19 protein-coding genes are annotated in these 21,516 nt (G+C 74.5%); 7 read left to right on the plus strand and 12 right to left on the minus strand.

Annotated elements, in window-relative coordinates:
* Nucleotides 1-6: 6 nt before the first annotated feature.
* The 6 genes from ANAEK_RS04720 to ANAEK_RS04745 all read right to left on the minus strand — a co-directional run bounded on the left by ANAEK_RS04720 (nucleotide 7) and on the right by ANAEK_RS04745 (nucleotide 4,164).
* The gene (locus tag ANAEK_RS04720; protein WP_012525008.1) at nucleotides 7-459 is read right to left on the minus strand and encodes a hypothetical protein; all 453 of its coding nucleotides are present in this window, start codon (nucleotides 457-459) and stop codon (nucleotides 7-9) included.
* A 127-nt stretch (nucleotides 460-586) separates the two neighbouring features.
* Complete coding sequence (locus ANAEK_RS04725; RefSeq protein ID WP_012525009.1) at nucleotides 587-1,015, minus strand: DUF420 domain-containing protein; 429 nt, start codon at nucleotides 1,013-1,015, stop codon at nucleotides 587-589.
* On the minus strand, nucleotides 1,012-1,875 hold the full coding sequence (locus ANAEK_RS04730) for an ABC transporter permease (protein ID WP_012525010.1): 864 nt from the start codon (nucleotides 1,873-1,875) through the stop codon (nucleotides 1,012-1,014). Before ANAEK_RS04730 ends, ANAEK_RS04725 begins: the two co-directional genes overlap by 4 nt.
* On the minus strand, nucleotides 1,872-2,840 hold the full coding sequence (locus ANAEK_RS04735) for an ABC transporter ATP-binding protein (RefSeq protein ID WP_232288371.1): 969 nt from the start codon (nucleotides 2,838-2,840) through the stop codon (nucleotides 1,872-1,874). The genes ANAEK_RS04730 and ANAEK_RS04735 overlap by 4 nt, the downstream gene beginning before the upstream one ends.
* A 1-nt stretch (nucleotide 2,841) precedes the next feature.
* Nucleotides 2,842-3,729, minus strand: a complete 888-nt coding sequence (gene cyoE, locus ANAEK_RS04740; protein WP_198137459.1) for a heme o synthase — start codon at nucleotides 3,727-3,729, stop codon at nucleotides 2,842-2,844.
* Nucleotides 3,730-3,897: 168 nt separating this feature from the next.
* Complete coding sequence (locus tag ANAEK_RS04745; protein WP_012525013.1) at nucleotides 3,898-4,164, minus strand: TIGR02300 family protein; 267 nt, start codon at nucleotides 4,162-4,164, stop codon at nucleotides 3,898-3,900.
* Between the two features lie 114 nt (nucleotides 4,165-4,278).
* Between ANAEK_RS04745 and ttcA the strand changes: the two genes are divergently transcribed.
* Genes ttcA through ANAEK_RS04765 form a run of 4 tightly spaced genes read left to right on the plus strand, consistent with a single transcriptional unit; the run spans nucleotide 4,279 to nucleotide 7,962 of the window.
* Complete coding sequence (ttcA, locus tag ANAEK_RS04750; protein WP_012525014.1) at nucleotides 4,279-5,154, plus strand: tRNA 2-thiocytidine(32) synthetase TtcA; 876 nt, start codon at nucleotides 4,279-4,281, stop codon at nucleotides 5,152-5,154.
* Nucleotides 5,155-5,163: 9 nt separating this feature from the next.
* Nucleotides 5,164-5,847, plus strand: coding sequence for a deoxyribose-phosphate aldolase (deoC, locus tag ANAEK_RS04755; protein ID WP_012525015.1), 684 nt, complete (start codon nucleotides 5,164-5,166; stop codon nucleotides 5,845-5,847).
* Between the two features lie 37 nt (nucleotides 5,848-5,884).
* Entirely contained in the window at nucleotides 5,885-7,051 is a 1,167-nt protein-coding gene (locus tag ANAEK_RS04760; protein WP_012525016.1) for a phosphopentomutase, read from the plus strand.
* On the plus strand, nucleotides 7,048-7,962 hold the full coding sequence (locus tag ANAEK_RS04765; RefSeq protein WP_157376675.1) for a hypothetical protein: 915 nt from the start codon (nucleotides 7,048-7,050) through the stop codon (nucleotides 7,960-7,962). The genes ANAEK_RS04760 and ANAEK_RS04765 overlap by 4 nt, the downstream gene beginning before the upstream one ends.
* A gap of 32 nt (nucleotides 7,963-7,994) precedes the next feature.
* On the opposite strand, the gene ANAEK_RS04770 is transcribed toward ANAEK_RS04765, so the two are convergent.
* The 6 genes from ANAEK_RS04770 to nrfH form a co-directional block, all read right to left on the minus strand.
* A complete protein-coding gene (locus ANAEK_RS04770) occupies nucleotides 7,995-9,335 on the minus strand; it encodes a multiheme c-type cytochrome (protein ID WP_012525018.1) in 1,341 nt (446 codons plus the stop codon).
* Nucleotides 9,336-9,473: 138 nt separating this feature from the next.
* Nucleotides 9,474-9,722 carry a hypothetical protein gene (locus ANAEK_RS04775; protein WP_012525019.1) on the minus strand — a complete coding sequence of 83 codons (249 nt, stop codon included), beginning with the start codon at nucleotides 9,720-9,722 and terminating at the stop codon, nucleotides 9,474-9,476.
* A gap of 17 nt (nucleotides 9,723-9,739) precedes the next feature.
* A complete protein-coding gene (locus ANAEK_RS04780) occupies nucleotides 9,740-11,998 on the minus strand; it encodes a molybdopterin oxidoreductase family protein (protein WP_012525020.1) in 2,259 nt (752 codons plus the stop codon).
* Between the two features lie 24 nt (nucleotides 11,999-12,022).
* On the minus strand, nucleotides 12,023-12,415 hold the full coding sequence (locus tag ANAEK_RS04785; RefSeq protein WP_012525021.1) for a hypothetical protein: 393 nt from the start codon (nucleotides 12,413-12,415) through the stop codon (nucleotides 12,023-12,025).
* 103 nt (nucleotides 12,416-12,518) lie between these two features.
* On the minus strand, nucleotides 12,519-13,991 hold the full coding sequence (locus ANAEK_RS04790) for an ammonia-forming cytochrome c nitrite reductase subunit c552 (protein ID WP_012525022.1): 1,473 nt from the start codon (nucleotides 13,989-13,991) through the stop codon (nucleotides 12,519-12,521).
* Nucleotides 13,992-14,028: 37 nt separating this feature from the next.
* Nucleotides 14,029-14,484 (minus strand): cytochrome c nitrite reductase small subunit, encoded by a 456-nt coding sequence (gene nrfH, locus ANAEK_RS04795; RefSeq protein ID WP_012525023.1) that lies wholly within the window; start codon nucleotides 14,482-14,484, stop codon nucleotides 14,029-14,031.
* 815 nt (nucleotides 14,485-15,299) lie between these two features.
* On the opposite strand from nrfH, the gene ANAEK_RS04800 reads away from it, so the two are divergent.
* The 3 genes from ANAEK_RS04800 to ANAEK_RS04810 all read left to right on the plus strand — a co-directional run bounded on the left by ANAEK_RS04800 (nucleotide 15,300) and on the right by ANAEK_RS04810 (nucleotide 20,839).
* Nucleotides 15,300-19,391: a fibronectin type III domain-containing protein gene (locus tag ANAEK_RS04800; RefSeq protein WP_012525024.1), complete on the plus strand. Its 4,092-nt coding sequence runs from the start codon at nucleotides 15,300-15,302 to the stop codon at nucleotides 19,389-19,391.
* Nucleotides 19,392-19,497: 106 nt separating this feature from the next.
* Entirely contained in the window at nucleotides 19,498-20,073 is a 576-nt protein-coding gene (locus ANAEK_RS04805) for a hypothetical protein (protein WP_012525025.1), read from the plus strand.
* A gap of 310 nt (nucleotides 20,074-20,383) precedes the next feature.
* Nucleotides 20,384-20,839: an SRPBCC family protein gene (locus ANAEK_RS04810; protein ID WP_012525026.1), complete on the plus strand. Its 456-nt coding sequence runs from the start codon at nucleotides 20,384-20,386 to the stop codon at nucleotides 20,837-20,839.
* Nucleotides 20,840-21,516: the final 677 nt, after the last annotated feature.

The following is a 21,516-nucleotide window of genomic DNA, read 5'->3' on the forward strand; positions in this document are numbered from 1 at the left end:
GAGGGCCTACTTCGACGCCAGCTCCGCCATCTTGGCGACGACCTCGCACGACCAGGCCTTCTGCCCGGCGCCACCCACGAAGCCGGTCTTGGTGGTGGCGGTCACGAAGGTCCTCCCCGGGTCCACCACCTTCCACGTCACGCCCAGCACCTCCCCGCCGCTCCCCACGAACACGCCGATGTGGCGGTTGCGCTGCGCCTTCAGGCCGGAGTCGCTGGATTCGGTCACGGTGGCGTCGAGGGCGGCCAGCACCTTGCCGGCGATGTCGCGCGTCCTGGCCGCGTCGACGGCGAGCAGGACGCAGGCGTCGTAGCAGCCCTCGCCGCTGGCCGGCACGTTCACCTGGTGGGCCCTGGGGTCGTACTCGAACTTGCTGACGTGCGTGCCCGCGCAGCCCGAGAGCGCGACGAGCGCCGAGAGCAGCAGCAGGCGAGCCGCGGGACGGCTGGACCGGATCATGGCGTTCCCCCCGTCGACCCGTGCGCCGGACTGGTGGTGAATCGGGTGGGGCCGGGTCGTCGTGCGCAACGCTAGCGCAACGCGCGGAGCGCCGCGTGACGGCGGTCAAGGCACGCCGGCGACGCCGCTACGGCGCCGGCGCCAGGTGGTACAGCATCACGTAGACGACCACGCCGGTCACCGACACGTACATCCAGACCGGCAGCGCGGCGCGGGCGATGCGGCGGTGATCCGGGAAGCGGGCGCGGAACGCCAGGAACAGCGTCCGGAGGATGAGCGGCGCCGCCAGGGCGGCGAGCAGGGTGTGCGAGCCGAGCACGGCCAGGTACGCCGCGCGGAGCGCGCCGCCGCCGGGGAAGCGGTGCGTGCCGGTCAGCGCGATGCGCGTGAAGTAGCCGGCCAGGAACAGCACCGAGCTCGCGCAGGCGGCGAGCATGAGCGCCCGGTGCACGTCGCGGGCGCCGCGGCGGATGGCCACGAAGCCGGCCAGGAGCAGCACGGCGCTGGTGCCGTTCAGGACGGCGTTCACGGTGGGGAGGATCTCGGCCAGGGTCATGCGCGGGGGGCCCGTCGGGTGGAGAGGACGGCGGCCGCGAGGGCGATCGCCGCGAAGGCGGCCAGCACGGCCAGGTCGCGCGCGGCGGAGCCGGGCAGCGCGCCCGGAGCGTCGGGGCCGGCCAGGGCCCGGCGCGCGGCCGACACCGCGTAGGACACCGGGTTCCACCGCATGGCGGTGGCGAACCCGGGCCGGTCGGCCGGCACCGGGAACATCGCGCCGGAGATCACCCACAGCGGCACGAGCAGCGTCATCTGCACCGCGTGGTAGCCCTGCACGTTGTCGATGAACCAGGCCACCGCGAAGCCGAGCGCCGCCAGCCCCACCGCGGCGAGCGCCAGCGCCGTCACCAGCAGCGGCCAGTCGATCGATCCGTACGGGAAGCCCGCCGCGGGGGCGAGGAGCAGGAACAGCGCCGCCTGGCTGAGCGCCACCGACGCGGAGCCGAGCGTCTTGCCCGCGACGAGCGCCGCGCGCGAGCCGGGCCCCGCCAGGACGCCCTGGAGGAAGCCGCGGTGCCGGTCCTCGATGACGGACAGCGTGGTGAAGATCGACGCGAACAGCACCACCATCAGCACCACGCCCGGGAAGAAGTAGGCGAGGTAGCCGGTGCCGCTGCCGGCCATCCGGAACGTGCCGGACATGCCGGAGCCGATGACGAACCAGAAGATCAGCGGCTGCCCGAGCGCGCCGGCGAGCCGCGACGGCTGCCGGAAGAAGCGGACCAGGTCGCGGCGCCACAGCACCAGCGCGGTGGCGACGTCGTAGGCGAGGGCCGGGCCGGGCGCGGGCAGCGGCGCGGCGGGGGCGGCGCCGGCGGGCGGCGCGGCGGGGACGGGCTCGGGGCGGGCTGGGCTCACGCGGCCACCTCCGCGGCGTCCTCGAGCGACGCGCCGGTGAGCGCCAGGTAGGCGTCGGCGAGCGTGGGGCGCCGCAGCGAGACGGCGCGCAGCCGCCCGGCCGGGAACGCCTCGACGATCCGCGGCACCAGCGTGTGGCCGGCCTCGCGCTCGACGTGCACCGCGCCGTCGCGCACGCGGGCGGGGAGGCCCAGCCGCGCCCGGATGTCCGCGGCGAGCGCCTCCGGCGCGTCCGCCTCGACCACCACCACGTCGCCCGGCACGCGCGCCCGCAGCGCGTCGGGCGACTCGCACGCGACCACCGCGCCGCCCGAGAGCACCGCCAGCCGGTCGCAGCGCTCCGCCTCGTCGGGCCGGTGGGTGGTGAGCACGACGGTGAGCCCCTGCTCGCGCCGGAGCGCCAGGACCTCGTCCCAGAACGCCTGGAACGCGCCGGCGTCCAGCCCGGTGGTGGGCTCGTCCATGACGAGCAGCGCGGGCCGGTGCACCAGCGCGCGCGCCAGCTCGACCCGCCGCCGCATGCCGCCGGAGAAGCGGTCCACCGGCTCGCGGGCGCGGTCGGCCAGACCCGCGCCGGCGAGCAGCGCGGCGATCCGGCGGCGGGCCTCGGCGCGCGGCACCCGGTGCATGGCGGCGGCGAGGCGCAGGTTCTCCTCGGCGGAGAGCTTCCCGTCGAGGCCCGGCGACTGGAAGACGATCCCGGAGGCGGCCCGGAGCGCGCGGGCGCCCGCGGGGATCTCGCGGCCGTCCAGCCAGAAGCGTCCGGCCGCCGGCGGCAGCAGGCCGGCCAGGATCGAGAACAGCGTGGACTTGCCCGCGCCGTTCGGCCCGAGCAGCCCGAACACCTCGCCGGCGCGGACCTCCAGCGAGACGCCGCGCAGCACCTCGCGCGCGCCGTGGTGGAACGCGACGTCCTTCAGCGCGAGGCGCGCGGGAGCGGCCTGCATGGCGGCGGGGGCGGGCACGTCAGCGCGAGAGGAACAGGGCCACGAACAGCACCGTGAGGTGGACGAGGGTGCCGAGGAAGAACGTGCGCGCCCAGCGCCCGCCCTCGCGGCCGACGCCGGAGATGGCGTAGGCGGACAGCGCGACGCCCAGCACCGCGGCGGTGACCGCGTACCCGGTGCCGGCCACGCCCAGCGGGACGAGCGCCAGCGAAGCGGGCAGGAGCAGGATCGTGGTCAGCGCCATCCACAGCCGGGTGGCGCGCTCGCCGTGCACCGAGGCGAACATGCGCAGCCCGCCGCGCTGGTAGTCCTCGCGGAGATAGAGCGAGATGGCGAGGAAGTGCGGGAGCTGCCACGCGAACAGGAGCCCGAACAGCGCCAGCCCGCCGGCGTCCACCCCGCCGGTCACCGACGTCCAGCCCATGAGCGGCGGGATGGCGCCCGGGACCGCGCCCACGAACAGGGCGGCCGCGGAGCGCTGCTTCATGGGCGTGTACACGAGCACGTAGGTCAGGAGCGCGACCAGCGCGAGCAGGGCGGTGAGCCCGTTGGCGGCGAGCGACAGGATCGGGATCGCGAAGGCGGGGGCGGCGATGCCGAGCCCGAGCGCCACGAACGGATCGACGCGGCCGGCGGGCAGCGGGCGATCGCGGGTCCGCCGCATGCGCGCGTCGATGTCGCGCTCGAGGTAGCAGTTGAGCGCGTTCGCGGCGCCGACCACCACCGCGGTGGCGAGGACGGTCAGCACGGCGCGGGCGGTGCCGATGTGGCCGGGCGCGAGCCACATGCCCCCGGCGCTGGTGATCATCACCAGGCCCGAGAGCCGCGGCTTCGAGAGGAGGACCAGGTCCTTGAGGTAGGCGAGCGGCTGCGGAGCGGTGCGGGCCTGCGCGGTGGCGACGGTCACCGCGAGCACTTAGTCAGGGCTCGGCAGGGGGTCAACGTCGCGTTAGGGGCCTCGCCCGGGTGTCGGGCGCGGCAGCGGGAGGTCCCCATGGCCCCGACGGGCGACGGCGCGCCTCGAATTCACGAACGGTGAACGGGTCCCACGCCCGCGGCGGGGCGTGGCCGCGGATCAGGGCTCGTCGTCCTCGGCGGCCTCGTCCACGTCCTCCGCGTCGTCCTCGAGGTCGTCGGTGTCGACCTCGACCTCCTCGGCCTCCGGCTCGACCGGGCGAGCGGCCGCCCGCACCCTGCGCTCGGGCGCCGGAGGCTTCAGGGCCGGGCTCTCGCGCTGGTCCGCGCCGCACTTCGGGCAGAGCGGGACCGGCTTCTTCATGTCGTAGAACTTGGTGCCGCACTTGAAGCAGCTGTGCTTGGTCCCGAGGTCCTTGGCAGCCATGTTTCCTCGTCCTGGCGGAGAAGCCGGGCCTTTATCCCAACGAAAGCGGCGGCGTCAAACGGAAATGGCGCCGCACCCTCGACCGCCGGGGCCGGGCCGCGCTAGAACCCCGCCATGCAGCAGATCCACCGGCTGGAGCGGAAGCTCCTCCGCGCGACGGCAGAGGCCATCCGCGACTTCGATCTCGTCTCCCAGGGCGACCGGATCATGGTCGCCGTCTCCGGGGGCAAGGACAGCTACACCCTGCTCCACCTGCTCATGCGGCTGCGCGAGCGGGCCCCCATCGACTTCGACCTGGTGGCGGTGAACCTCGACCAGGGGCAGCCCGGCTTCCCGGCGCAGGTGGTGGAGGACCACCTCCGGTCGGTGGGCGTCCCCTACCGCATGCTCCAGCGCGACACCTACTCGGTGGTGCGGCGGCTGGTGCCGGAGGGGAAGACCACCTGCCCGGTCTGCTCGCGCCTGCGGCGCGGGGTCCTCTACAACGCCGCCGTCGAGATGGGCTGCACGAAGATCGCGCTCGGCCACCACCGCGACGACCTCGTCGAGACGCTGCTCCTCTCCGCGCTCTACTCCGGCGCGCTGAAGAGCATGCCGCCCAAGCTCCGCTCGCGCGACGGCCGGAACGTGGTCGTGCGGCCGCTCTGCTACGCGGCCGAGGAGGACGTGGCCGCGTTCGCGGAGGCCATGCGCTTCCCCATCGTCCCCTGCGACCTGTGCGGCTCGCAGCCCAACCTGCGCCGCAAGCGCGTGAAGCGCCTGCTGGCGGAGCTGTCCGCCGAGCACCCGGCGGTGAAGGGCAACCTGCTCCACGCGCTCGCGCACGTCGTCCCCTCGCACCTGCTCGACCGCGACCTCCACCGCCAGCTCGCCGACGCGACCGGCCGCGATCCGTGGCTCGACGCCGAGGACGAGGAGGCGGAGGACTGCGGCGAGCCGTCCGCGGGCGACGGCGTGGTGTCGCTGGGCGGCGCCCGCGGCGGGCGGTAGCATCCGCGCATGCGCTCCGTTCCCCCCGAGGCGATCCGCACCCCGCGCGATCTCGCGCCGTACCTCGACCACACCGTGCTCGCGCCGGAGGCGACGCTCGAGGACGTGCGCCGCGCCTGCGCCGAGGCCCGCGCGCACCGGTTCGCGGGGGTGTGCGTGCGCGCCGAGGCGGTGGCGGAGGTCCGGCGCGCGCTGGAGGGCAGCGGCGTGCGGGCGGTCGCGGTGGTGGACTTCCCGCGCGGCGAGGCGGACACCGGCGCGCGGGTGGCGGAGGCGCGCGAGGCGGCGCGGCTGGGCGCCGAGGAGCTCGACCTGGTGATCCGGCTCCCGGCGCTGCTCGCCGGCCGGCACGAGGAGGTGCTCGAGGATCTGCGCGCGGTGATCGGGGCGGTGGGGGTGCCGGTGAAGGTGATCCTCGAGACCTCGCGCCTCACCCGCGACCAGAAGGTCGTCGCGGCGGCGCTGGCACGCTGCGCCGGCGCCGCGTACGTGAAGACGTCCACGGGCTTCGCCGGGGGCGGCGCCACGGCGGAGGACGTGGCCCTGCTGCGCGCCGTCGTGGGCGAGCAGGTGGGGGTCAAGGCGTCGGGCGGGATCCGCACCGCGGCGGCGGCCCGGGCCATGCTGGCGGCCGGGGCGAGCCGCATCGGCGCCTCCGCCTCGGTGGCGCTGGTGTCCGGCGCCTTCCCGTGACCGCGCCGCGCGGCGCCCCTGCGGTTAGGATCCGGGCATGAACCGCCGCCTCGTCATCCTGGTCGCCGACAGCGCCGGCTGCGGCGCGCTCCCCGACGCCGCCGCCTACGGCGACGCGGGCTCCGACACGCTGGGCAACACCAGCCGCGCCGTGGGCGGGCTCTCGCTGCCGGTGCTGGGCCGGATGGGCCTCGGCCACGTGACCGCCATCCAGGGCGTGCCGCCCGATCCCGCCCCCACCGCGTTCCACGGGCGCATGGCGGAGCGCTCGGAGGGCAAGGACACCACCACCGGCCACTGGGAGATGATGGGCGTCGTGCTGCGCCAGGGGCTGCGCACGTTCCCGGGCGGCTTCCCGCCGGAGATCGTCGAGGCGTTCGTGCGGGAGACCGGCGCGCCGGGCGTCCTCGGGAACACCGTCGCGAGCGGCACCGTCATCATCCAGGAGCTGGGCGAGGAGCACCAGCGCACCGGCAAGCCGATCGTCTACACCTCTGCCGACTCGGTGTTCCAGGTGGCGGCCCACACCGACACGGTGCCCCTCGAGACGCTGTACGCCTGGTGCCGGACGGCGCGGCGCATCCTCGACCCGTGGCGCGTGGCGCGGGTGATCGCGCGGCCGTTCGTGGGGGCGCCGGGGAAGTACGCGCGCACGTACGACCGGAAGGACTTCTCCATGCCGCCGCCGGCGACGACGGTGCTGGAGCGGCTGGTCGAGGCGGGCGTGCCGGTGGTCGGCGTCGGGAAGATCCCCGACATCTTCGACCGCCGGGGCATCACCGAGGAGATCCACACCGCGGGCAACGCCGACGGGCTGGCCCGCACCGCGGCGCTCCTCGACCGGGTGGACCGCGGGCTCGTCTTCGTGAACCTGGTGGACTTCGACATGCTCTACGGGCACCGCAACGATCCGGCGGGCTACGCGCGGGCGCTGGAGGAGCTGGACCGCGCGCTGCCGGCCATCCTCGACCGGCTCGGGCCGGGCGACCTCCTCGCGCTCACCGCCGATCACGGCTGCGATCCGACCACCCCGTCCACCGATCACTCGCGCGAGCACGTGCCGCTGCTCGTGTACGCGCCCGGGCGCGGCGGCGGGGACCTCGGCACGCGCACGACGTTCGCCGATCTCGGGGCCACCGTGGCCGAGTACTTCGGCGTCCGGTCCGACGTCGGCACGAGCTTCCTCGCCGAGGTGACCCGTTGAGCGAGGCGGGGGTGGCGGGCGCGGGCGCGGCGGAGCGCGGGGCGGCGCAGGCGCCGGCGCCGGACGCGGGCCGGCTGGAGCGCGCCCGGTGGGCGGCGGGCGAGGTGCTGCGGGCGGCCCGGCTCCTGGCGGACGACGCGGCGCTGCGCCGGGCGGCGCTCCTCCCCACCGCGCTCACCGCGGCGGGGTGCGCGGTGTTCGCCGCGCTCACGGTGGCGGGCGACGCCGCCGACGGCGAGGTCACCGGGCCGGGCGCGCTCCACGTGTTCACCGTCACCTTCGTCGGGCTCGCCTCGATGCCCCCCACGCTGCTGCAGCGACAGTGGATGCGCGTCGCGCTGGAGGCGCGCCGCGCCCTCGGCGTCCCGGCGGGCGAGGATCCCTTCGCCGGCCAGCGCTGGCCGCGGATGGTGCTGCGCGAGTGGGTGAAGGCGCTGCGGCAGGCGGTGGTGGTCTCCGCGGGGCTGTTCCCCGTGGCGATGGTGCTCGCGATGCTGCCGGGGAAGCTCGCCACCGCCGCCCTGGGCGCGGCGTGGGCGTTCTACTGGGTGCTGGTGGACGCGTTCGAGCTGCCGCTGGAGGCGATCCCCGGGCCGCGGCGGGGCGCGGGCGCGCCCTGGTACGCGCGGGCGCTGCAGCGGCTCGGCGCCGCGCTGTGGCTGCTGCGGCCGTTCCGCTGGGCGGGCCGGCTGCTCGCGCGCCTGACGCGGCCGTGGGCCGAGGAGGTCCAGTTCACCGAACGTCATCCCTGGGAGACGGCCGGCTTCGGGGTGGCGGTGGGCGCGGTGCTGGCGGTCCCGGGCGTCGGCTTCTTCTTCCGCTCCATCGCGATCGTGGCCGCGACGGCGCTGAACGCGCGGCTCGAGGGCGACGGGGACGCGGCGGTGCCGGCCGCGCCGCCCCCGGCCTGAGCCGGGAGCGGCGCAGGCGATGCCCGGCAGCGCTACGGCTTCGGCTTCGCCGCCGGGGTCGGGCTGGGCCGCGGCTTCGCGGCGGCCTTCGCCGCGGGCTTCCTCGCCACCCGCCGCATGTCCTCGGCCATGGCGCGGATCTCCACCAGGTCCCGCTGCAGCTCGCTCCAGCCGTACCAGTTCGCGTAGTCCGGGTTCGCGTGGAACGCACCCTGGAACGCGCGCATCCGGTGCTCGAGGAACATGACGAACAGCGTCTGCTCCACGGGCGTGGGCGCGTCGTGGAACGTGAGCAGGTCCGGGAACGCGGAGGCGTAGCCCTTCGGCTTCTGCAGCACGCCGTCCTGGTACAGCGCGGCCACCTCGCGGATGCCCTCCGCCATCAGGTGGTCGGCGTCGCGCAGGAGCCCCTCCGACTGCCGGAGCTGCTCCTTCGCGAAGTTGGCCGAGTGGCACGGGTTGCAGGTGCGCAGCGTCTTCGCGCGCTCGGCGTCGAACGCCTCCTGGGTGAGGCGCGCCATGTCCGCGCCCTTCACCGCGTCGAGGCGCGCGGTCGGGTTGCCCTTCGGATCGAGCACGCCCAGGCCCTGCAGGATCGTGATGCGGTCGGCCTTCCACTGCGGGTCGTCCTCGGGGAACGGCAGGCGCAGGGCGAGGAACCCCCAGGCCGTCCGGACCTCGTGGTTCCCCTCCTGCATGTGGCAGGTCTGGCAGGTGGGGGCGGCCGCGTCCTCCGGGATCGCCTTCTGCTGCTTGAGCGCGTTGCGCACGCCGTGCTTCGACCCGGAGTACATCTCCCACTGCGGGTGGTCGAAGCCCATGTGGCAGGTCTGGCAGGCCTCGGGCCGCCGCGCCTCGGCCTTCGAGAACAGGTGCCGGGTGTGGCAGGCGTCGCAGGAGGCGACGCCGAAGCCGCCGGAGGCCTCCTTCAGCTCCTTCAGCTCGGCCGGCGACTTCAGGCCCAGCTTGTGGCAGCCCCCGCAGCCCTTCAGGCCCTCGCGGATGGCGAGCGGCTGGTAGTGGAACGTGGGCATCGCCTTCACCGAGGCCCACGCGAGCGCGTGCTTGCCCTTCTTGAACTGCGCCACCTGGGCCTCGTGGCACTGCGCGCAGGTCTCGGGCGTGGGGATGAGCGCCTTCGCCACGTCGTCGTTGCCGCGGTGGGCGTCGCCGTGGCAGGTGGCGCAGTCCACCTGTACCGCGGCGTGCCGCGAGGCCTTCCAGTCCGCGACGATGGCGGGGGTGCGCTGCTGGTGGCAGTCCACGCAGCCCTGGCCGGCGGACGGCGCGGGGGCCGGCTTCCTCGCCTGGGCGGCGGCGGCGCCCGCGGCGAGCCACAGGCCCAGCGCGAGCGCGGTGCGAAGCATGGTCATGCGTCCCTCCTCCTGGTCTTCGATCGGTGCGAGCACGGCCGCGGCCGCGCCGCGGCCGGACCGGTCGGAGATGCTCGCAGCCCGGCGCCCGCGGGTCCCTGCGCCGCGCGGGGCGGCCCCATCGGCGCCCGCCGCCGCTCACGCCTCGCCGTGCCCCGGCTCGTCCGCGACGTAGGTCGGGTACACCCCCAGCACCTCGTCGTCCGTCGCGAGCAGCCGGTCGGCGAGCGCCTCGAGCGCCGCGCCGTCGGGCCCGGCGAACACCGCCGCCAGCCGGCGGTCGCCGTCGCCGCCCTCCAGCTCCAGCGCGGGCTCGGAGAGCAGCCGCGCGGCGACCCGGGGCGCCGCCCCGGGCACGGTCTCGATCACCACCCCCGCGACCAGCATGTGGACCTCCGTCCGGCTCAGGCCTTGCGGATCGGCTCGATCTTCACCGCGCAGATCTTGAACTCGGGCTGCTTCGAGACCGGGTCCACCGCGTCGATGGTGAGCCGGTTGCACATGCGCTGCGGGTCGTGCATGTGCACGAACACCGTGCCCGGGCGCGCCCCGTCCACCAGCTTCGCCTTGAACGTCTCCGCGCCGCGGCGCGAGCTGACGCGCACCTCGTCGCCGGTCCGGATCCCGAGCGGCTTGCCGTCGTCCGGGTGCAGCTCCACCACCGACTCGGCGTTCGCGTGGCGCAGCTCCTTGCAGTTCCGGGTCATGGTCCCGGTGTGCCAGTGCTCGATGACGCGGCCGGTGGTGAGGACCAGCGGGTACGCGGCGTCGGTCACCTCGGCCGGCGGCTGCTGCGGCCGGAGCCAGATCACCGCGCGGGCGTCGGGCCGGCCGTAGAAGCGGATCCGGTCGGGCGCGTCGGCCGGGACGAGCGGGTCCTCGCCCTTCACGAAGCGGCGCTTCGTGCCCGGGTGGCCCTCGGCCGGCAGCGGCCAGAGCAGCCCGTGCGACGCGGCCAGGCGGGCCCGGGTCATGCCGGTGAAGTCGTACGCGGTGCCCTTGCTCAGCGTCAGGATCTCGTCCCACGCCTCCGCCGGCGCCTTCCACGGCAGGAGCGCGCCGTGCCCGAGCCGCGCCGCGAGGTCGCACAGGATGGCGAAGTCCGGCCGCGCCTCGCCGGCGGGGCGGACCGCCTGCTCGAGCAGCTGGTAGCGCCGCTCGGTGCAGCCGTACACGCCCTCCTTCTCGGCCCACAGCGCCGCCGGCAGCACCACGTCGGCGAGCTCGGAGGTGCGCGTCGGGTGGAACGCCTCGGTGACCACCAGGAACGCCTTGCGCGCCTCGAGCGCCTTCCGGTACCGGTCCACGTTCGGCAGCGACTGGGCCGGGTTCGTGGTCATCACGTACAGCGCCTTCAGGTCGCCCTGCTCCAGCGCCTGGAACAGGTCCATGGTGGGCTTCCCGTTCTCGGGCTGGATCGTGCCGGGCGGCACGTTCCAGAGCTTCTCCATCTCGGCGCGGTGCTTCTCGTTCGCGATCAGCCGGCCGTAGGGCAGCAGGTGCGAGAGCGCCCCGCCGTCCCGGACGCCGCCGCAGGCGTTGGGCTGGCCGGTGAGCGACAGCGGGGTCGAGCCGGGCAGGCCGATCTTGCCGGTCAGCAGGTGCAGGTTGTGGACGAGGTTGTTCGCCCACACGCCGCGGGTCCGCTGGTTGAGCCCCATGCACCACATGGACGTGGCGGTGCGTCCCCGCTCGCCGAACCAGCGCGCGGCGGTGACGATGTCCTCGGCGCGCGCGCCGGACAGCTCGGCGGCGCGCACCGGGGTGTACGGGGCGAGGAAGGCCCGGTAGTCCTCCCAGGCCCTGTTCACGTCCTTGCCCTCGCCGAACGCGACGTGCGCCTTCACGAACGCCTCGTCCACCAGCCCCTCGGCGACGAGCACGTTCGCCATCGCGTTCAGGATGGCGAGGTCCGTGCCCGGGGTGAACGAGAGGTGCAGGTCGGCGATGCGCGCGGTCGGGGTGCGCCGCGGGTCGAGCACGACCACCTTCACGTCCTTGCCGGTCTGCTTCCGGCGCGCCATCCGCTCGAACAGGATCGGGTGGGCCTCCGCGGCGTTCGAGCCGACCAGCAGCATGACGTCGGCGTGGTCGAGGTCCTCGTAGCAGCCCATCGGCTCGTCCTTGCCGTAGGTGCTCAGGTATCCGCCCACCGCCGACGCCATGCACAGGCGCGGGTTGCCCTCGACGTGGTTCGTGCGCAGGCCCGCCTTGAACAGCTTGTTGGCCGCGTAGGTCTCCTCGGTGAGCCCCTGGCCGGAGCCGTAGAAGCCCACCGCGCCCGGCCCGTGCGCCTCGACGGCCTCGCGGAACCGCCGCGCGACGAGCGACATCGCCTCGTCCCAGCTCGCGCGCACCAGCTTGCCGCCCTTGCGCACCAGCGGGTGCAGGCAGCGGTCCGGCGCCGACATGATCTGCGGCAGCAGGAACCCCTTGAGGCAGAGCAGGCCGCGGTTGTGGTTGTCGCGGTCGCCCTTGACGGCGAACACCTTGCCGTCGCGGACGCCGACGTACAGGCCGCAGCCGGTGCCGCAGTAGCGGCAGACCGACTTCACCCAGCGCTCACCGCCCTCGGCGGCGAGCGCGTCCACGGGGAGCCCCAGCCCGGCCAGGGCGGAGGCGGCGGCGGAGGCCTTCAGGAAGTCACGGCGCGTGAGAGGCATGGTGTTCTCCTCGGGCTGCGCGGGTCACTTGGAATGCGGGGGCTCGCCCTTCGCGGTGAGGGCGTGCGGCTCGTGGCAGGTGAAGCAGCCGCCGGGCCCGGCGCGCGCCGGGACCTGCGAGGCGGCCTGGGCCGGGTGGCAGCCCGCGCAGCGCGCCTCGGCGACGGTGCGGGTGAAGTCCTTCCCGGTCGAGCCGTGGCAGACGACGCACTTCACCAGCGCGAGGCCGTGCGGCGAGCCCTCCCACGCCCGGACCACCGCGGGCGAGCGCGTGGCGTGGCACTCGGCGCAGTCCTGCACCGGGAGCTGCGCGGTGACGTCGGGGTGGCGCGGCGGCGCCTTGGCGCGGGCGGGGACGCCCGGGGCCGCGGCGGCGAGCGCCGGGGCGAGGAGGGAAGCGAGCAGGAGCGTGCGCATTCTCGACTCCTTCGGGGGCGACGGGTGGAACGGCGTGGACCCCCGCGCGCCGGCCGCCCCGGGGGAGTGGGGGACGGGGCGGCCGGGCGCGGGGACCCGGCTGCTACTTCAGCACCGCGGGGACCACCGGCGCGCTGGCGGGCGCCGCGGGCGCGGGCGCGGTGGAGACGTTCACCACCGCGACGGTCGGCTCGAAGGACGGGTCGCGCAGCGCGAGCTGGCCCTGGCGCGAGGCGTCGATGGACTCGAACAGCACGCGGGCGGCCTCCTGCGGCGCGTGGAAGCCGGTGGAGTTCTCGGCCTCGACGAAGTCGAACAGGAACTGCGCGCGGCGCTGCAGGTACCGGGCGGTGACCAGCTGCTCGTCGGCCTTGCCCGCCTCGCGCGCGGCCTTGATCTCGCCGATGAGCGCGACCAGCGCGTCGAAGGCCTGCTCGCGGAGCTCCATGTGCTTGTCCTGGATCGCCTCGACGCGGCCCTTCAGCTCCGCCTCCGGCCACTTGTGGCAGCCCTGGCAGGCGCGGTTCAGGTTCAGCACCGGGCTGCGCACCTGGTGGTCCGACACCTTGGTGCCGCCCACCCGCATGTACGGCATGTGGCAGTCGGCGCAGGCCACGCCGGAGCGGGCGTGGATGCCCTGGTTCCACATCTCGAACTCGGGGTGCTGCGCCTTGAGCGCCGGCGCGCCGCTCTCCTTGTGCACCCAGTCCTTGAACCCGACCTCGTCGTAGTAGGAGACGATCTGGTCGGCCTTCAGCCCCTTCGACCAGGGGAAGGTGAGCCGCTTCTCGGGCCCCTTGAAGTAGTACTCGACGTGGCACTGGCCGCAGACGTACGCGCGCATCTCCTGGCGCGTCGCCATGGTGTTCGGGTCGTAGTCCTTCACGCCGAGCGACGCCTTGTACGCGCGGATGCCCTCCAGGAACCCGGGGCGCGTGACGCGCAGGTCCATGGTGGTCGGGTCGTGGCAGTCGATGCAGGACACCGGGTGCTTGAAGTGCTGCTTCGCCTCGGAGTACGGCATCTTGTTCAGGGCCTCGAAGCCCTTGAACAGGTCGCCGTTCCCGAGCTTCTTCATCGGGACGTACACCGACGCGTGGCACTGGCCGCAGGTGCCGGGCTGCTTCGCGACCACCTGGCGCTGGGTGAAGAACTGGTCGTCGAGCATGTACGCGTGGCCGCGCTCCTCGCGGAAGTCGGCGGCGAACGCGTAGCCGGCCCACATGGTCTTCAGGCGCGGGTCCGCGTCGGTCTTGGACTGGGCGGTGACGGTGCGCGGGTCGCCGTCGCCGGGCGCGTGCGGCATCGCCTCCGAGCCGCCGTGCTTGGTCCGGACCATGTCGGTGGTCTTCCGGTAGAGGTCGTACTCGATGGGGAAGTTCTTCCCCCACACGGCGGGGTCCTCGGTCTCGTCGGTGAGCTCGACGACGCGCACCACGGGGTTGCGCGCCTCGGCCTTCTTCTGGGCGACGTCCACCAGGACCACGGCGGCGAGGACGGCGGCGAGCGCGAAGACGGCGGCGATCGCGCCGACGACGAGCGCGCGCTTCCTCGGGGACTGGGTCTCGACGGTCATTGCGGGTTCTCCTTGGAGTGCGGCGTGAGGCGGTGGGTCAGCGGAGGTGTCCGACGGAGGCGTGGCAGCGGATGCACGAGACGCCGTCCCGGCCGCCGGTCATGGCATCGACGATCTGGGCGTGGCAGTGACGGCACTGGCCCTCGATCACCGCGCTGCTCTCGGCGCGCGCCCGGATCACGTCCGGGAAGCCGCCCACGGTGAACGCCATCGAGTGGTGCCAGCCGTTCTCCGCCTTGACCGCGTACTTCGAGACGGTGGCGGCGGGCGTGTGGCAGTCGTTGCAGGTGGCCACCGCGTGGTGGGCCGAGGCCTGCCAGCCCGCGTAGTGGCCGCTCATGACGTGGCAGTTGGAGCAGGTGGCGGGGTCGTTGCCGAGATAGGACGTGCCCTTCGCGTAGGCGAAGGCGTATCCGCCGACGCCGACCGCGGCGCCGGCGGCGGCCGCGAGGAGGACGACCGGCAGGGAGAGGAGGGAGCTTCCTTTGCGCATGGAGGGGAGCCTCGCGTTCGGGGACGGCCCTCCCTCCTCGCAAGCGCCCTGCCACCACCGCGGGAAGCCCCGCCCCCGCGCAACCCCGCGCGTTCACTGCGGGAGATCCCCTGGCGGCGGGATGCCGCGCCCCACCCGGTCGGATGGGGTGCGCCGGAGCGTCGGATGCGCGCGTCCGATCGGGCGCCGCGCCGGGATCAAGTGGCTCCCGGTGAAGCCGCCTCGAGGGCGGCGAGCCGGATTGCAATCCGGATCAAAGGGCCGACCGCGCGCGGGCGCGCGGCGCCGCGTGAGCGGTCGCGCCGGGGGTTCCCCGGTCCCCGGGCGAGGCCGAGCGCGCCAGGCCTGCGGGCGAGGCGCCTCGCAGGCTTCACGGATCGTGATTGAGCCGCCCGGCTCCGTTGGGTCGTCAATGAGATCTTTCTCACCGTGTTCTCGCGCAGCCAGCGGATCGAACGCGGAGCCGCGGCCGCGGCGGGGCGGGCGTGCATCGCGCTCCGCACGCGCCACGCCAGATCAAGGGAGCCGACCCAAGTCCCTGCCGCCCGGACGGTTTGTCCCCGGCGGGCGCATTCACGCACGGTGAGGCGCGAGCGCCGGCTCCGCGCGCGAGGCCGCCGACCCCGAGCAATCCCGAGCATCGTCGGGACTACGCCAGTTCAATCATTGATCAATGTGTCCCCGTTGTTCGGGATGGTCGCCCGCCGACCCCTGGATAGCTTCGGCGGAGACCACGTACCGACGGAGCGAGGGTGGCCGCGGGCGGCGTGGCGCGGACGGTGCGCAGCACCGACGGTGCACGGGAGGACACGGCGATGACGACGAGGATGCTTCGGCACGGGGCACGGCTGGCGCTGGCCCTGATGTCGGTCGGGTGGGCGGCGGACGCGCCGCGGGCGGCGTCCGGCGCGGGCGGGTCGCTCCAGCAGACGCGGGTCACGCAGGCGCAGCGGGACGCGGCCGCCGCCGGGTCCGGCCTGGTGGTCCAGAGCCTCGACGCGGCCATGGCGACGGCGACCATGGCCGCGCCGGGGTCGGCGCCGCACTACTTCGGCCCGTACGCGAACTACGCGAACAGCCCGCTCCGGCTGGCCGACGCCACCGTGGACATCACCGGCGCGGGCACCGGGGCGGCCGCCACCGCCACCGTGGACCTCGCCACCGGCGCCGTCACCGCCGTCGCCGTCACCGCCCCCGGGACCGGCTACCTCGCCGACGGGAGCACGCTCGTCACCATCTCCAGCACCGCCACCACCGCCGCCGGCGCGGCCGCGACCGCGGTGGTGGACCCCCTCACCGGGGAGGTGACCGCGATCGTGCTGGACGCCCCGGGCACGGGCTACGTCAGCCCGGGCATCCGCAAGTTCGTGAACCGGCTGCCCGGGCTCGGGCCCGGCGCCGCCAACGACCTCGGCCAGTACATCCCGGTCGCGGTCCCGGACACGACCACGTACCCGGGCTCCGACTACTACGAGATCGCGGTGGTGCAGTACCGCGAGCAGCTCCACTCCGACCTGCCGCCCACGCTGCTGCGCGGCTACGTGCAGCTCGCCACCGCGGTGGTCCCCGGGGCCGGCGTGCCCACCGTCCCGCTCACCGGGACCGACGGCCTGCCCATCCTGCTCCCCGGCGGCCAGCAGGCGGTCGGGGTGGACCGTGCGCACTCCCTCGGGCCGGCGATCGTCGCCACCAGGGACCGCCCGGTCCGGATCCTGTTCCGCAACCTGCTCCCGTCCGGCCAGGGCGGTGACCTGTTCCTGCCGGTGGACACGACCGTGATGGGCGCGGGCATGGGCCCGGACATGGGCGGCATGGCCGACCCGGACCCGCGCAACCCGATGTGCGGCATGACCCCGAAGCCGATGGGCTGCTTCGCGGAGAACCGGGCCACGCTGCACCTCCACGGCGGCATCACCCCGTGGATCAGCGACGGCACCCCGCACCAGTGGATCACGCCGGCGGGCGACTCGACCTCGTATCCGAAGGGCGTCAGCGTGACGAGCGTGCCCGACATGCCGGATCCCGGCCCGGGCGCGATGACGTTCTTCTACACGAACCAGCAGAGCGCGCGGCTCATGTTCTACCACGACCACGCGTGGGGCATCACCCGCCTCAACGTCTACGCCGGCGAGGCCGCGGCGTACGTGATCTCCGACGCGGCCGAGGGCTCGCTGGTCGCGAACGGGATCATCCCGGGCCCGGCCGACACGCTGCCGCTCATCGTGCAGGACAAGACGTTCGTGCCGCCGGAGCCGCAGCTCGCGGCGCAGGATCCGACCTGGGACATGGCGCGCTGGGGCGGCCTGGGGAGCCTCTGGGTCCCGCACGTCTACATGCCCGCGCAGAACCCGGGTGACGCGAGCGGCGTGAACCAGTTCGGCCGCTGGGCGTACGGCCCGTGGTTCTGGCCGCCGACGTCGAACATCGACTACCCGCCCATCGCGAACCCCTACTACGACCCGGCCTGCGACCCGAGCGCCGGCTGGTGCGAGCCGCCGCTGGTCCCGGGCACCCCGTGGCTGTCCATGGGCATGGAGGCGTTCAACGACACGCCGACCGTGAACGGCACGGTCTACCCCACGGTGACGCTCGAGCCGAAGACCTACCGGTTCCGCATCCTGAACGCGGCCAACGACCGCTTCTTCAACCTGCAGCTGTACGTCGCCGACGCGAGCGGCACCGAGGTGGCGCTGAACGCCGCCGAGGTCCAGGCGGCGCTGGCCGACCCGGCCGGCGTGTTCCCCACGCCCGACACCGCGCTCAGCCCGCCCGGCCCGAGCTTCGTGCAGATCGGCACCGAGGGCGGCTTCCTGCCGTCGCCGGTGGTGGTCCCGCCGCAGCCCATCACCTGGATCACCGATCCCACCGTGTTCAACGCCGGCAACGTGGACAAGCACTCGCTGCTGCTCGGCCCGGCCGAGCGCGCCGACGTCATCGTGGACCTGTCGGCGTTCGCGGGGCAGACGCTCATCCTCTACAACGACGCGCCCGCCGCGTTCCCCGCGCGCGACCCGCGCTACGACTACTACACCGGCAACGCGGACCTGACCTCGACCGGCGGCGCGCCGTCGACGCCGCCCGGCTTCGGCCCGAACACCCGCACCGTCATGCAGATCAAGGTGAGCGGGAGCACCCCGGCCGCGGCGTTCGACCTGGCGGCGCTGCGCGCGGCGTTCGCGCACAAGCCCGACGGGACCGGCGTCTTCGAGGCCTCGCAGCACCCCATCGTCGTCGGCCAGGAGCCGTACAACGCCGCGCTCGGCACCGCGTTCCAGGCGAACGGCCCCCGCGCCGGCCTGGTGCAGATCTACGACGAGCTGTTCGCGTTCGACACCGTCTCCGGCGTGCCGCTCACCATGCCGCTGCAGCGCAAGGCCATCCAGGACGAGATGGGCGAGGCGTTCGAGAAGGAGTACGGCCGCATGAGCGGCAACCTCGGCCTGGAGGCGCCCAACGCGCAGGCCGGCCAGCAGCAGAACCTGATCCTGTACCCGTACGTCAACCCGGCCAGCGAGGTCCTCGCCGGCATCGTGCTGCCGCCCGGCGTGGACGTGACCCCGATCACCACCACCGACGACGGCACGCAGCTCTGGAAGATCACGCACAACGGCGTGGACACGCACCCCATCCACTTCCACCTGTTCGACATCCAGCTCGTCAACCGCGTCGGCTGGGACGGCATCGTCCGCCGGCCGGACGCGAACGAGCTCGGGTGGAAGGACACGGTGCGGATCAGCCCGCTCGAGGACACCATCGTGGCGATGCGGCCCGTCGTCCCGAAGCTCCCGTTCGGCCTGCCGCACAGCGTCCGTCCGCTCAACCCGATGATGCCGCTCGGCTCGCCGGACGGCTTCAACAGCGTGGACGCGAACGGCAACCCCATCAGCCCGGCGCTCACCAACGTGATGACCGACTTCGGCTGGGAGTACGTCTGGCACTGCCACATCCTCAGCCACGAGGAGATGGACATGATGCGGCCCATGGCCGTGTCGGTCGCGACGTCGCTGCCGTACCCGCCCACCGGCGTCACGGTCGCGCCCGCCGCCGGCGGCGTGGACCTCGCCTGGCTCGACGCCACGCCGGTGAGCTACGCCGGCACCGCGACCTGGGGTGATCCGTCGAACGAGATCGGCTTCCGCGTGGAGCGGGCGCCCATCGGGAACAACGGGAAGACGGGCGCGTACGTCTCGCTCGGCACGACGCTCGCGAACCAGGCCCGGTTCCGCGACACCACCGCCGACCCGGCGCTGACCTACAGCTACCGGATCGTGGCGGTGAACGCGGCCGGCGAGTCCGTGTCGGCGCCGGCGGGCGGTCCGGTGCCGGCCCCGCCGCAGGCGCCCACGAACGTCGTCGCGACCGTGGCGGGCGGCCCGTCCGTCACCGTCACCTGGCGCGACAACGCGAGCAACGAGGCGTACTTCGTCCTGGAGCGCTCGGTGGACGGCGGAGCCTTCGCGTACCTCTCCGCGCCGCCGGCCCGCAGCAACACCGGCACGGTGACGTTCACCGACCCCGCCGTGTCGGCCGGGCACACCTACCAGTACCGGGTGAGCGCGGTGAACGGGGGCGGCTCGTCGGCCCCGGCGGTCTCGAACGCCGTGACCGTGGTCAGCCCGCCGCTCGCGCCCTCCGGCCTGGCCGGCACCGCGGTGCGCTCCGGCAAGAAGGCGAACGTCACGCTCACCTGGGTGGACGGCTCGACGGACGAGACCGGGTTCGAGCTCCAGCGCGCGACGAACGCCTCGTTCACCGTGGGGTTCAGCACCAGCACCCTGGCGGCCAACACCGTCACGGTGACGCAGACCGGGCTGTACCGCGGGGTCACGTACTACTACCGGATCCGCGCCGTGAACGGCGGCGGGGCATCCGCCTGGTCGAACGTGGCGACCGTGATCACGCCGTAGCGGTCGCGGGCGTCGCCGGCGCCGGCCTCCGGACCGCGCCGGCGACGCTCCTCGCCTTCCCACCCAGCGTCCCGGCCCGCCACGGGCCGGCCTGCCGGAGGTCGCCGTGAGCCGCTCCCAGCGCACCCTGCTCGCCGTCCTCGCCACCGCGTTCGCCGCCGGGCTCGCGCTCCTGGCCCTGTTCGCCGACCGCGATCCGCGTGGCCTCGCGTCCGGCGCGGAGGCCGCGGCCGCGGCGCCGCTCGCGCTGGCGATCCCGCCCGCGGCGCCGGCGAGGCCCGCCGCGCCGGCGACCGCGGCCCCTCCGGCCGCTCCCGCGACCGGCGCCGCGCCGCTGCGGCCCGGCGGCGTGGACCGGTCCCCGCAGCGCGCCATGCCGCCCGCGCGCCGTCACGCGCTGGCGACGTTCCGCCGCGAGCTCGCCGGTGGGATGGTGGCGCTGCAGCAGCGCGCGCAGCGCTGCGCGCCGCGCGACGGCCAGGCCGCCGCGGTGCTGGTGGCGCTCGAGACGGTGGAGGGCGGCATCCGGGTGCTCGACGCGCGCGCGCAGGCGCCCGGCAGCGCGACCGAGGCCGAGGTGTCCTGCGCCCGCGCCGCGCTCGCCGGCCAGGTGCTCCCCGCCCAGAGCGCCGAGCCCGGGCGGCGCTGGCAGCTGCCGCTCGCGCTCCGGCCGGGCGCCTGACGGCCGGTGCCCGTCTTCGCCGGGCCGGTCGCGCGCGCGGACGGCGAGCGTCGCCGAGCGGGGCGCACGAGCACCGAGCGGCGTCTCCCGGAGGCGTGAGGCCGGCGGGCGGGGGTAGCGTCGAGCGGGCGGCCAGGATCCAGCGGCGCCGGACGAGCCTGCCCTGCCGAGGGCAACGAGCGGGCGCGCAGCAGGGGCTCCACGCGAGCGGACGTCGGTCTGCGGCGGCGTGCCTCGGCCCGGGCGGTGCGCCGCCGGGCGCGCCGCGGCGGCGTAGCCTGATCGCCGGAGCACCGGCCCGGAGGCGATCATGATCGGCATCACGCGCTCGATCGCGATCCGGGCTCCGGCGGAGCGGGTGTTCGCGCACCTCTCGGAGCCCGGGAACCTGCTGGAGATCTGGCCCAGCCTGGTGGCCGTCCGGAACGCGGAGGTCGGCGACGACGGCCGGCACGCGTTCGACTGGACCTACCGCATGGCCGGGCTTCCGTTCCGCGGGCACTGCGACACCACCGCCGTCGTGCCCGGCCGCAGCCGCGAGGACCACAACAGCGGCGGCATCCCCAGCACGTTCCGGTGGCGCTTCGACCCCGCCGGCGACGGGACGACCGTCGAGCTCGCCATCGAGTACGAGGTGCCCGGGATCGTGCAGATCGTCGCCGGGGCGGCGCTGCGCGCCATGAACGAGCGCGAGGCGGACACGCTGCTCGCCAATCTGAAGGCGAGGATGGAGAAGGGCGCGGTGGCGGTCCGGCGGGGTGGGTAGGGGGCGGGGGGGAGCGTTTCGGGCGGGCGGGTTTGGAGGTGCGGGGGTGGGGAGGGGGGCTTTGGAGGTGCGGGGGCGGCCATGGGCGGGGCTGCGTGCCGGAACCGCGGGGCGCGGGATCGGCTTACGAGAGGCCTGAGGGGGCGACGGGCACGCAGGGGCGCGCGGCCGGGAAACGGTCAAGACATCGCTGACAGGTGGGGACTTTCCGAGCGCGGAGCCAGTCAAGACATCGCTGACAGGTGGGGTCGCGGGCCCGGAACCAGTCGAGTCATCGCTGACGGTCGCGGTCGCGGGCGGAAGGCTCTGCGATACGGAGGCGATGCACGCCAGGTGTGAGTCGGCGGGTTCATCTGCCCAATCAAAATCGGAGCAGGGCGACCGGGGAAATCCTCGGGAGCGCGGTGACTCCATTCTGGCTCGGCGCACCCGGGCAGGCCGCGCACGGGCAGGCGCGAGTCCGCGCGCGAGCGAACGCTCTTGCACCGGAGGCGATGCACGCACGTCGGCGGGAGCATCTGCCCAATCAAGATCGGAGCAGGGTGACCGGGGACGTCCCCGGGAGCGCGGTGACTCCTCGCTCGCGGCTCGGCGCGTCCGGGCAGGCTCGCCTGGGCAGGCGCGGGTCCGCGCGCGAGCGAAGGCTGTTGCGCAACGGAAGGCGATGCACGCTCGTC

Origin of the sequence: Anaeromyxobacter sp. K, assembly GCF_000020805.1 — a bacterium.
In the GTDB taxonomy this organism is placed as follows: domain Bacteria; phylum Myxococcota; class Myxococcia; order Myxococcales; family Anaeromyxobacteraceae; genus Anaeromyxobacter; species Anaeromyxobacter dehalogenans.

Excerpts from the sequence above, each read along its gene's own strand:
- ANAEK_RS04720 (WP_012525008.1), bottom strand. The coding sequence starts at position 459 with ATGATCCGGTCCAGCCGTCCCGCGGCTCGCCTGCTGCTGCTCTCGGCG.
- ANAEK_RS04725 (WP_012525009.1), bottom strand. The coding sequence starts at position 1,015 with ATGACCCTGGCCGAGATCCTCCCCACCGTGAACGCCGTCCTGAACGGC.
- ANAEK_RS04745 (WP_012525013.1), bottom strand. The coding sequence starts at position 4,164 with ATGGCTGCCAAGGACCTCGGGACCAAGCACAGCTGCTTCAAGTGCGGC.
- ttcA (WP_012525014.1), top strand. The coding sequence starts at position 4,279 with ATGCAGCAGATCCACCGGCTGGAGCGGAAGCTCCTCCGCGCGACGGCA.
- deoC (WP_012525015.1), top strand. The coding sequence starts at position 5,164 with ATGCGCTCCGTTCCCCCCGAGGCGATCCGCACCCCGCGCGATCTCGCG.
- ANAEK_RS04760 (WP_012525016.1), top strand. The coding sequence starts at position 5,885 with ATGAACCGCCGCCTCGTCATCCTGGTCGCCGACAGCGCCGGCTGCGGC.
- ANAEK_RS04770 (WP_012525018.1), bottom strand. The coding sequence starts at position 9,335 with ATGACCATGCTTCGCACCGCGCTCGCGCTGGGCCTGTGGCTCGCCGCG.
- ANAEK_RS04775 (WP_012525019.1), bottom strand. The coding sequence starts at position 9,722 with ATGCTGGTCGCGGGGGTGGTGATCGAGACCGTGCCCGGGGCGGCGCCC.
- ANAEK_RS04780 (WP_012525020.1), bottom strand. The coding sequence starts at position 11,998 with ATGCCTCTCACGCGCCGTGACTTCCTGAAGGCCTCCGCCGCCGCCTCC.
- ANAEK_RS04785 (WP_012525021.1), bottom strand. The coding sequence starts at position 12,415 with ATGCGCACGCTCCTGCTCGCTTCCCTCCTCGCCCCGGCGCTCGCCGCC.
- ANAEK_RS04790 (WP_012525022.1), bottom strand. The coding sequence starts at position 13,991 with ATGACCGTCGAGACCCAGTCCCCGAGGAAGCGCGCGCTCGTCGTCGGC.
- nrfH (WP_012525023.1), bottom strand. The coding sequence starts at position 14,484 with ATGCGCAAAGGAAGCTCCCTCCTCTCCCTGCCGGTCGTCCTCCTCGCG.
- ANAEK_RS04800 (WP_012525024.1), top strand. The coding sequence starts at position 15,300 with ATGACGACGAGGATGCTTCGGCACGGGGCACGGCTGGCGCTGGCCCTG.
- ANAEK_RS04810 (WP_012525026.1), top strand. The coding sequence starts at position 20,384 with ATGATCGGCATCACGCGCTCGATCGCGATCCGGGCTCCGGCGGAGCGG.